The sequence below is a fragment of the Streptomyces sp. NPDC005070 genome, from assembly GCF_053600395.1.
In genome coordinates, this window is sequence record NZ_JBSFZS010000182.1 from 1 (window position 1) to 10,938 (window position 10,938).

The 10,938-nt window shown below is 71.9% G+C and carries 7 protein-coding genes and 1 tRNA gene; 2 read left to right on the forward strand and 6 right to left on the reverse strand.

The features are described 5' to 3' along the window. From ACWEBX_RS34445 to ACWEBX_RS34455, 3 genes are all read right to left on the reverse strand, one after another. The coding region (locus ACWEBX_RS34445; RefSeq protein WP_451888690.1) for an Rne/Rng family ribonuclease at positions 1–3,489 on the reverse strand (3,489 nt) is incomplete at its 3' end. Positions 3,490–3,751: 262 nt separating this feature from the next. After that, positions 3,752–4,540, reverse strand: coding sequence for a TIGR03936 family radical SAM-associated protein (locus ACWEBX_RS34450; protein WP_451888691.1), 789 nt, complete (start codon positions 4,538–4,540; stop codon positions 3,752–3,754). 48 nt (positions 4,541–4,588) lie between these two features. Then, the gene (locus ACWEBX_RS34455) at positions 4,589–5,842 is read right to left on the reverse strand and encodes a hypothetical protein (RefSeq protein ID WP_451888692.1); all 1,254 of its coding nucleotides are present in this window, start codon (positions 5,840–5,842) and stop codon (positions 4,589–4,591) included. Between the two features lie 340 nt (positions 5,843–6,182). On the opposite strand from ACWEBX_RS34455, the gene ACWEBX_RS34460 reads away from it, so the two are divergent. Continuing rightward, positions 6,183–6,971, forward strand: coding sequence for a hypothetical protein (locus ACWEBX_RS34460; protein ID WP_451888693.1), 789 nt, complete (start codon positions 6,183–6,185; stop codon positions 6,969–6,971). Positions 6,972–7,132: 161 nt separating this feature from the next. On the opposite strand, the gene ACWEBX_RS34465 is transcribed toward ACWEBX_RS34460, so the two are convergent. The 3 genes from ACWEBX_RS34465 to ACWEBX_RS34475 all read right to left on the reverse strand — a co-directional run bounded on the left by ACWEBX_RS34465 (position 7,133) and on the right by ACWEBX_RS34475 (position 9,618). After that, positions 7,133–7,212 (reverse strand) — tRNA-Asp (locus tag ACWEBX_RS34465). Positions 7,213–7,431: 219 nt separating this feature from the next. Beyond that, positions 7,432–8,919, reverse strand: a complete 1,488-nt coding sequence (locus ACWEBX_RS34470; RefSeq protein WP_451888694.1) for an APC family permease — start codon at positions 8,917–8,919, stop codon at positions 7,432–7,434. Between the two features lie 345 nt (positions 8,920–9,264). After that, positions 9,265–9,618, reverse strand: coding sequence for a DUF1330 domain-containing protein (locus tag ACWEBX_RS34475; protein ID WP_451888695.1), 354 nt, complete (start codon positions 9,616–9,618; stop codon positions 9,265–9,267). Positions 9,619–9,932: 314 nt separating this feature from the next. On the opposite strand from ACWEBX_RS34475, the gene ACWEBX_RS34480 reads away from it, so the two are divergent. Beyond that, positions 9,933–10,403 carry a VOC family protein gene (locus ACWEBX_RS34480; protein WP_451888696.1) on the forward strand — a complete coding sequence of 157 codons (471 nt, stop codon included), beginning with the start codon at positions 9,933–9,935 and terminating at the stop codon, positions 10,401–10,403. Positions 10,404–10,938: the final 535 nt, after the last annotated feature.

Sequence of the window (10,938 nt, forward strand, 5' to 3'; positions counted from 1 at the left end):
CAGGTCTCCGTGACCGGTGGACTCGGCCATCCGTATGGCGACCCCCAGGGCGGCCGCGGTGAGCGCGGCCAGGCCGTCCGGCTCCCCGCCGGGCGGACGGGCCGGCGCGGCGCTCGCGGCGGGGGCCTCGGCCACCGGCTCGGGCGCCGTCTCCGCCTCGTCGGCGGTCTGCGCGGGAGCCTCGGCGACGGGCGCCGCGACCGGCTCCGTGACCGTCACGACGGCGTCCTCGGCCGACTTGGGCGAACCGGCCGGCGCCGACACCTTTCGGGTCGCACGACGGCGCGTACGGCCCTGGGGAGCGGCCTCCGGCTCCGGCGCGGGGGCCGGGACGGTCTCGGCCGGAGCCTCGGCGACCGGCTGCTCGGCCACCGGCTGCTCGGCGGCGGGTGCCTCGACGACCGGGTCCTCCGCCGCGAACGGCTCGGCCTCGGCGGCCTCACGGGTCCGGGCGGCGGCGCGCTCGGCCCGCTCCTCGCGCCTCGTGCGGGGAGCGCGCTCCTCGGTCCTCGGCGCACCGGCCGGAGCGGACGCGCGGCGGGAGGTACGGCGCCGTGAACGGCCACGGCCGGCCGCGGCCTCCGCCTCGGCGGCGCTGCCGTACAGCTCCTCGTCCGGCTGGAACTCGGTCTCGGCCAGGGCGACCGGCGCGGCGACCTCGGCGGCCACCTCGGCCTCGGTCTCCGCCTCCGGCTCCTCGGCCGTCTCGTGCGTGAGCTCGTGCTCGTGGTCGTGGTCGTGGACCTGCTCGGCACCGCCACGGCCGCGCTTCTTGCGCTTGCCGCCGCCACCGATGGACGTCGGCTGCTCCATGTGCACGATGACACCGCGGCCGTTGCAGTGGACACAGGTCTCGGAGAAGGACTCCAGCAGACCCTGGCCGACCCGCTTGCGGGTCATCTGCACGAGGCCCAGCGAGGTCACCTCGGCCACCTGGTGCTTCGTACGGTCGCGGCCGAGGGACTCGAGCAGGCGCCGCAGCACCAGGTCGCGGTTGGACTCCAGGACCATGTCGATGAAGTCGATGACGACGATGCCGCCCAGGTCGCGCAGCCGGAGCTGGCGCACGATCTCCTCGGCCGCCTCCAGGTTGTTCCTGGTGACGGTCTCCTCGAGGTTTCCGCCCTGGCCGGTGAACTTTCCGGTGTTGACGTCGACCACGATCATGGCCTCGGTCTTGTCGATCACCAGCGAGCCGCCGCTGGGCAGCCAGACCTTGCGGTCCAGCGCCTTCATGAGCTGCTCGTCGATCCGGTACGTGGCGAAGACGTCGACCTCGGAGGTCCACTTCGACAGCCGGTCGGTCAGGTCGGGCGCCACGTGGGAGACGTAGCCGTGGATGGTGTCCCACGCCTCGTCGCCGCTCACGATGACCTTGGAGAAGTCCTCGTTGAAGATGTCGCGGACGACGCGGACGGTCATGTCCGGCTCGCCGTAGAGCAGGGTCGGGGCGTTGCCGCTCTTCGCCTTCTTCTGGATGTCCTCCCACTGCGCCTGCAGTCGCTCGACGTCGCGGCTCAGCTCGTCCTCACTCGCTCCCTCGGCGGCGGTGCGCACGATGACGCCCGCGTCCTCGGGGACGATCTTCTTGAGGATGGTCTTCAGACGCGCGCGCTCGGTGTCGGGCAGCTTGCGGCTGATGCCGGTCATCGAGCCCTCGGGCACGTAGACCAGGTAGCGGCCGGGCAGGGAGACCTGGCTGGTGAGGCGGGCGCCCTTGTGGCCGATCGGGTCCTTGGTGACCTGCACGAGGACCGACTGGCCGGACTTGAGGGCGGACTCGATGCGGCGCGGCCCGTTGGCCATGCCGAGCGCCTCGAAGTTGACCTCACCGGCGTAGAGCACCGCGTTGCGGCCCTTGCCGATGTCGATGAAGGCCGCCTCCATCGACGGCAGCACGTTCTGGACCTTGCCCAGGTAGACGTTGCCGACGTACGAGGTCGCCTGCTCCTTGTTGACGTAGTGCTCGACGAGCACGTTGTCCTCGAGGACGCCGATCTGGGTGCGCTCGCCGCTCTGGCGGACGACCATCACCCGCTCGACGGCCTCACGGCGGGCCAGGAACTCGGCCTCGGTGATGATCGGAACGCGGCGGCGGCCCTGCTCGCGGCCCTCTCGGCGACGCTGCTTCTTCGCCTCCAGGCGCGTCGAGCCCTTGATGGACTGCACCTCGTCCGAGGGCTGCTCCTCGCGCCTGCCGCGCGGCTCGCGGACCTTGACGACGGTGCGCTCGGGGTCGTTCTCGCCGGGCTGTTCGGCGGCGTCGCCGGAGTCACCGGCGCGGCGGCGACGGCGGCGACGGCGACGGCTGCTGCTGGAGCCGCCCGCCTCCTCGCGCTCGTCCGCGTCCTCGGCATCCTCCTCGGCCTGCTCCGCGGCGTCCTCGGCGTCCTGCGCGGCCTGCTCGGCGGCGATGTCGTCCTCGCCGGCCTCGCCGTCCGCGTCCGACTCGGCGGACTCGCCGCGGCGACGGCGACGGCCACCGCGACGACGGCGGCGACGGGAGCCCGCGGACTCCTCCTCACCCTCGTCACCCTCGTCACCCTCGACGGCGTCCTCCGCGTCCTCGGCGGATTCCGCGTCCTCGGCGTCCTGCACGTCCTCGGCGGACTCGGCGTCCTCGGCGGACTCGGCGGACTCCTGCGGTTCCTCGGTCACGGCCTGCGGCTCGTCCTCGAAGCCCCGGCGACGACGGCGCCTGCGGCCGGCGGCCGGCTCCTGGACGGTCTCGGCCGGCTCGGGGGCCTCAGCGGCCTCGGCCGCCTCGGCGGCGGCCGCGGCGGCGGCCCGCTCGGGTGTCTGGAACATCGGCTCGGTGAACACCGGCGCCTGGAACACGGCGACGGCCGGACGGGCGGGGCGCCGCGAGGACTCCTCGGTGTCCTTCTGCGCGGGCGCGGAGAAGCCGGCGGCGGCCTTGCGGGTGGCGCGGCGGCGGCTGCGGCGCGGGCCGCCCTCCTCCGCCTGCGCGGCTTCGGTCTGCGGGGCTTCCGTCCTCGGGGCCTCGGTCTGCGCGGTCCCGGCCTCGACGGCCTCCGGCCGCGCCGCCTCCTCGGGCTTGCTCTCGCTGCTCACGGGCGCCTCCACACGCTCGTCGGCGGTGTCGCTCTCGGGCGCACCGGCGGGAGCGGAGGCGCGGCGGGTGGCGCGACGGCGGGTCGTGCGGCGCGGGGCGGCGTCGTCGGTCTCGGCGGGGGCTTCCTGGGTCTCCTCGACCGCAGCCGCCTCAGCGGCCTCCTCGGTCTCGTCCGTCTCCTCGGCCTCGACATCGGCGGAGGTCACGGCCCCGGCGGGGGTCTCCTCCGCCGCGAGGTCGGCGGACGCGACGGCCGGTATGGCCGGAGCGGTGGTCTCGGCCGCGGCCTCGGAGGCGGCGGTCGGCGGACCGGCGGGGCGCGACGCGGCGCGGCGGCGGCGCCGCGGCGGCAGGGTGTCGCTGGGAGTGTTGTTGTTGTCGGAACCCTCGGTGGGTTCGGTCGGCTCGAGCATGCGGGTGGATCTCCCGTCAGGCTCCCGGGCGCCGCGCCTGGCCCGGCAATGCCGGTGACGTCCGCGGCTCGCGCGTTGCGCGGTGCCGCCGTCCGGGGCGCGGGCGCCGCACGGGAGCTCTCTGTGTCCTGTCTCGCCGGTTCCGTACGCCATGTGTGCGTACGGCCTGGCGAAAGTCTTTAAGGTCGGTGCGCTGCCCGACCCAGGTGGCTCCCGGATACGAGGGCGGCGCTACGACAACGGTCCTTACGCGGGACCTTCCTTACGCCGACGCCTTCGCGGCGGCAGCTTCGGCGGCCCCTGTGCGATCGGCTGGGGCGGCTGCGACTGCCTCGCGGTCGGGCGCGAGCGGGTCGGTCACCGTGCCGGTCTCTTCATCGAACAGCCCCTGCGCCAGCCTGGTCACCGCAGCGGCGACCGGCGGCGCCAGGTCGGCCACGGCGCGAAGACCGGACAGGACGTCGTCGGGTCGAACGGCAGGCGTCACGTGCCGAACAACCAGCCGCAGTATCGCACAGGGCTGGTCGGTCGGCCTATCAGCCTGTGGACTGTGCGTCTCGAGGGTCGTCCCCAGGCTCGCCACGGCACCGCGGGCGTCGAACGTCCGCATGCCGTTCTTGGTCTTGCGGCTGACCTCCACGGTCTCGGCCGCGTTGAAGGCCTCCACCGCACGCTCCGCGTCCGCGGGGTCCACGCCGTCGAGGCGCATCTCCCACACGGAGGCGGTGAGCCGTTCGGCGAGACCCGAGACGCGGGCCTCGACCGCCTCGGTGATGTCGAGCCCCTGGGGCATCGACTCGTCGAGGAGCTCGCGCAGCTTCTCGGGGTCGCGCTTCGCGGTGAGCGCGATCTCCAGATACTCCGCCTCGCTGCCCGTGCCGGTGGGTGCGGCATTGGCGTACGACACCTTCGGATGCGGCGTGAACCCTGCCGAGTACGCCATGGGTACGGCGGCACGGCGCAGGGCACGCTCGAAGGCGCGCTGGAAGTCACGGTGGCTGGTGAACCGGAGGCGGCCACGCTTGGTGTAGCGCAGTCGGATGCGCTGCACCGCGGGTGCGGGCGGCGGGCCTTCGGGCTGTCGCTTGCCCAGTGTCGCTCAGTCCTTCATGAGTGCGGTCGTACTGCTACCAAGAGTACGTGTCTCACCGCCCGCCGGTTCCCGCCGGGCGACCGGCTGCGGTTCCGGGGGCGCCCCGAAGAGCATCCGCCGGAAGTCGGCGCGGGCCTGCCGGGCGCTGTCCCGGGCGGACTCCAGCGCCTGTCGTGCCGTCCGCCGGATCCCGCGCGCCACCTCGGCCGCGGGCTTCAGCACCAGATCCCGCACGGCGTGCCCGACCGGCGTCAGCACGGTCCGGTAGGCCCAGCGGGCGGGCTCGACGAAAGTCCACCGGAAAAGCCGCGCGAGGAACCGTCCGACGGCGCGCGAGACGTACCCGGCGACCCGCCACGCGTGCCCGAGGGCCTCGCCGATCTCCCTGGCCACGACGGCGAGGGCCCGCCCGACGGGAACGAGGATCCAGCGCCACACGGCGAGAGCGGGAAGCACCAGCAGGACGCGCGCGGTCCAGTAGAGCGCGGCTCCGACGCCCATGAAGATCATCCGTACGATGCGCACGAACCCGCCGGCGAGGAAGGCGAACGCCCTGCCGACGGGGGTGAGGACCCAGGTGTACAGCCACAGGGCGGGGACGACCAGCAGATACCGCGCCAGCCAGGCGACCGCGGTGTACACCCCGAACGCGACGGCCCCGAGGACCATGCCGACACCCTTGAGCGCCCAGGCGACAGCGCGCCCGACCGGCGTGAGCAGCCGCGCGTACACCCAGCCGCACACGGCCCCGACACCACCGAGGACCCGGTCGAGTGCGGCCAGGACGCCGCCGACGAACCACAGGAACGCGGCCAGGGCCCCCTTGAACACCAGAGCGAGCAGGGCACCGGTCTTCCGGGCCGTCCAGGCCAGGGCGTGACCGAGCGGGGTCAGGACCGTGCGGTACAGCCAGACCGCGGGAACGACGAGCAGCACGTGCCCGAGCCGGGCCAGCGCTCCGCCGACCGGGCGCAGGACGTAACGCCACAGCGCCACCCAGGGCCACACGAACAGGGCCCGCGCCACCCATCCGAGAGCCAGCCCGAGCGCGCGCCCCAGCGGCCGGAGCAGCGTGTCCCGAAGAAACCTTCCGCCGACGACGAGCGCGTCCCACACCATCCGTACCGGCACGACGAGGACGAGCACGACGATCCGCACCGGAAGGCGGATCGCGACGGCGAGACATCCCTCGGCCTGCGTACCGGGCCGGGCGGTGGCCTGCGTACCGGGCTGCGCGGCGGACGGTTTTTCCAGATCCATACCTGCGTAGACGCACCGGTCGCCGCAATGGATGCGACATACCCCCGTCTCCGTGGCGCGCCCGGCCCTGCCGCCCGCCGGCGGCCACCTCTCGCCCGCTCCGGACGCCGCCGGACCGCCGGGACGCCGAGCCCGATTCACGGACCCGATCGGGCGCAGCAAGTCCAACTTCGAACTACCGGCTGACAGTTGAGCAGGATCCATCAGTCGGTCTCTAATTGGGCTGATTTGATGATATGTATGGCGCGTTTCCATGGAATGCGCCGGTCCGACCGGCGTCCACGGGTCAAGCTCGCGATCGGCTTCAGGGAAATCCACCGACCGCCAAGGAGCGCCCCGTATGAATCCTGAGTCCCGGACCTCCCGCCTGCTGGGCCCGCCGGCCCGCGGCCGGTTCAAGAAGGCGGGTGTGGTCACCTCGCTGGCGCTGGTGATGGCGTCGGGAGTGGTCGGCCCCGCGACACCGGCGGACCTGACCGCGTCCGGTCGTACGGCCGCGACCCCGGACGGCGGATGCCGACCGCGCCACCTGGACGACCGGGCTCCGGCGGGCGGACGCCCCGAGGACGGGAGGGGGTGCCGAGGCCCCCGGGGCCCGAGAGGCGCGACCGGGCCCGCCGGACCCCAGGGCCTGCCCGGCCCGACCGGTCCGACCGGTCCGACCGGAGCGACCGGAGCGACCGGAGCCACCGGCCCTCGCGGTGAGACCGGCCCGACGGGTCCGACCGGACCGTGCGTCGGGATCGACGCCGCGCAGGAATCGGAGGAGTTCGAGATCCGTCTCGCGCTGACCGGCGGGCGGACGTACGCGGGCATCCGCGACCAGCGGACCGGTGAGAAGCAGACCTTCCTGTGGACCGACCTCACCGCCCGTCCCGACTACCCCGCGGGCGGCGCGGCCGGGCTGCCCTGCGACGTCACCGTCAACGCGCACAACCGGTCCACCACGGTGAGGCGCATCAAGTTCGACGTCGTCACCACCACCGGCCAGATCTGGGAAGCGGCCTGCGTCGCGTTCACCACCACCCACCCCGCGACCCTGAACTGCGCCGACCGCACGGGCCGCCCCAAGCCCTGGATCCTGGTCTCCCGCCAGCCGGTGCCCGATGCCCTCAACGGCGGCGCATGACCGGCCCGCGGAGGGGTGCCCGAGCGCCCCGAGAACGTCCGCCGCGCATGACAAAGCCGCCCGCCCGGAGGTCCCGGGGCGGGCGGCTCGGTCCAAGCGTTCAGAGATCGGAGTCGGTGGCGGCGACGTAGTGTCCTGGGCCGCTGGACGACACCGGCCGAGGCCGGCGGCGGGATTCGAACCCGCGTCGCTCTCTTGACAGGAGAAGTAGCCGCAACCTGCGCACCTGAACGACGCCAACAGTAACGGCGGCCAACGGTTCGGTCATACGAATATGAGCGGGCCGCGTCCGGCGCCTCGCGGCCACCGTGCTGTCGCTGAACTCCGGTTCCTCAGCCACTTGTACGCCGACTGGTATGCGGACTTGCGCGCGCCGTCCAGGACCACCCGGACCGCGACACCCATCTCCTGCAAGCCACGGGGTAGTTGGCGAACGTGGTGTCCCGCAGCTCGTACATGGTCATGTCGAGTGAGGCGGCGGCCGAGTCGAGGAACCCGGCACTCCGGGCTCGGTGTCCAGCGCCTGACGGTTGAACAGCAGCAGGCCGCCGAAGAACAGCCCGCCCACCACGATCAGGCCCACGACGATCAGCGAGGGAACCAGCGCCTCGGACGGTGAGACCAGCATGACCAGGGACGCCACCGTCCAGACCAGGGCGCAGATCGCGACCGGCAGCTCGAACCGCCCCAGGTCGAAGGCACCCTTGTTGCGGTCCAGCCGGCGGCGCACCGCGAGATAGAGGACGATCGTCGCGCCGTAGACGAGCGCCGGAATGATCGTGCTCGCCGTGATGAGCTGCAGCAGCGCGTCGCCCGGCAGCGCGACCATCAGGGCGACGCCCACGACGAGGATCAGGACGGTCGCCGGGATCGGCGTACGGGTGCGCGGGTTGACCCGGCGCATCACCTGGTGGGCGGGGAACCGCCCGTCGCGCGCCATCGCGAAGACGATCCGCGAGCACGAGGCCATCACCACGGTCCCGGCACCGAAGAAGGCGATGGCGATCGCCGCCAGAAGCACTTTCTCCGTCTCCGGCCCCAGCCTCTCCCGCATGATCACCGCGACAGGGGACTCGCTCGCGGTGACCCCGGGGATGTCCTCGATCGCCACCGTGAGACAGATCAGGAACGCCATCCCGAGCACACCGGCGGCGACGACGGACGCCACGATCGCGCGCGGAACGCTGCGGAAGGGGTCCTTCGCCTCTTCGGCGAGGTTCGCGGCGGAGTCGAAGCCCACGAGCGTCGCGAGGCCCATGATCATCGCGATCATCAGCCCGCCGCCGATGTCGAAGTAGTGGGGGGCGTGCGCGGTGACGCCGCGTGAGGTGAGGTTGCCGATGGAGCCGCGGCCGGTGACCGCGACCACGATGGCGAGGGTGAGCGCCACGATCACGACCAACGCCAGCTCGAGCCCCACCGCCCCCGAGTTGATCAGGCTGACGACACGCGTCGAAGCCACGACGAGCACGGTCTGGATCAGCAGGATCACGAGCGTGATCACCCGAGCGGTGCCCTCGTCCGGATCCATGCCGACGAGCGGCATGAGCGCCTGGCTCGCGAGCGCGTTGGCGATCGCCGCGACCGCGATCGCCAGGTAACAGAAGGTCAGCCAGCCGAATCCCCACCCGACCCTGGGGTTGGCCAGCCGCGAGGCCCACTGGTACGACGAGCCGCTGAGCGCGATGCGCCCCGCGAGCTGTGCCACCACCAACGCCACCAGCACCTGACCCACCGTCGCGACGATCCACAGCCAGATCCCCACGGGGCCCGCGTTCTGGAGTACGTCGTCGTAGGTGGAGAAGATGCCGACCGCCACCGAGATGAACGCGAACGAGATCGCGAACACCTGAAATGATCCGAGTGTCCGTTTCAGCTCCGGCCGATAGCCCCCGAGGGCAGCGGAGTCCTCGGTCTCCTCGGAGCTCGGCGAAGCAGCTTCCACCACTTCGGTACCCGCCTTCCGTGCGCGGCGGGCGCGTACCCGCCGGATCAGTGTTTTCTCCCTGCCACCGGGGAACCGGGCGGTGAGATGCCGCGGAGGTGCTGCGATGAGTGCCGGCGAACGGGCCAGGGCGAAGGCCGAAGGTCGAAGGGGTCGTCGGAAAGACCGTGCGGAAGGCGGCCCACGCTATGCACAAGGCGTCAGGGCCGTGGATGCGACCAGCGTTGCGATGATCCGACCGACCTTCCTCATCTGGAACTCCCTGTCCATAAAGGCCTGGGGTGATCAGTCGGAGAATCTACGGTCAGGGAATCACACCCCGAGGAAGCGACATGCCTTTGCGTCCTTTCAGTTGCGCTCCCCGGGCGTTTCTGTTCGGAGTTTCTCCGCGCGTTCGCGTGGGTCGTACCCGGGGCCGACGCCCTCGACCAGTACGAGGTCTCCGTCGATGTGGTCGGCACGCAGCCTCAGGATTTCCTGATATTCGGGAGACTCGTACCAGGCGCGGGCCTCGCCCATGCCGGGGAACTCGATCAGCACCATGCTGCCCGGCCAGTCGCCCTCCACGACCACCGCCGGCGGGCCGTGGATCAGGAAACGGCCGTGGAACGGGTCGAGGGTGCCCTGGATCCTCGTGAGGTATTCGAGGATGTCCGGGTGGTGGCGGCGGTCGCGCAGGTGCGCGAACCCATAAGCGGGCACGTCCGGCTCCTTCATTCGGTCCGGCAGGAGGTTCTTTCCGGCACGGATTTCCTTCCGGCACGGAGTTCGTTCCGGTGGGACGACGCAAACGTAGCCAGGGCCGTCGCACGCCGCGATTACCTCGGAGGTAACGACGTCCGCCACCCGGCCACCGCCGACTGGATCGAAGGGGGCGAGAGCACCGACACCCGCCAGGACATCGTCCTCATCGCCGGCGGCCCCGCCGACGATCGCGTGAGATCCACCGATGAGTTCCGCCGGCCGGCCCGGTCTACCAAGACGTACGCCAACGAGCCACCGACTGGAGAGCCACCATGACGACTCCCGCACACCCCGGCCGCATGCTGTTCGTCAACATCCCCGTGGCGGACCTCGAGCGCAGCAAGGCGTTCTTCGCCAAGCTCGGGTTCGGCTTCAACCCGAACTTCACCGACGAGACCGCCGCCTGCATGCTGGTCGGCGAGCACGCCTTCGTCATGCTGCTCAGCCGCGAGAAGTTCGCGGAGTTCGCGAAACTGCCGATGGCCGATCCCACCACCCACACGCTGGCGCTGTACTGCTTCAGCGCCTCGTCCCGCGACGAGGTCGACGCGGTCGGCGCCGCCGCGCTCGCGGCGGGCGGCACCGAGGTGGACGGCGCCGAGGACTACGGCTTCATGTACTCACGCAGCTTCTACGACCTCGACGGCCACGGCTGGCAGGTCATGTGGATGGACCCGGCGGCGGCGGAGCAGGGCCCCGAGGCGTTCGCGGCCTCCGCGCAGGACGCCGACACCCCGGCCTGACCCACCGCGTTCCGCAGGTGCGCCGTCGTCGTGACGGCCGGCCGGCCCGCCGTACCGAGAGGCCCTCCACTCCGTGGGGGGCCTCTCGGGCTTGCCGGTCAGCACAGCAGGGCCGGCGGGGCGATCGCGCGGAGTCCAGATCGCTGAGGCTGCGCCGGTTCCATCGGTCCGGACCGGGCACGGAGAGCGACGAAACGGTGTGCCACGCCGCGCCACAGGCGGCGTCGGTCCTTCTCCGGTACCGGTCGGGCAGACCGGAGTAGTGCGACTGCAGTAGGCCGGATTGTCAGCAGCCGCACGACGACGGAGCGGCGCTGGTCTTGGAGTCTTGTGGAAGATTCCCGAGACCAGATGTGGAGATCCCCTGTCATGGCGTCCTTCCTCTACCGGCTGGGCCGGACGGCCTTCCGGAAGCGCCGCTGGGTCCTGTTGCTGTGGGTGGCCGTCGTGGCCGTCGTCGGCTTCAAGGGCCTCACCGCCGCCGACGGCTCCGACGACTCGTCATCGATGCCGGGGATCGAATCCCAGAAGGCCT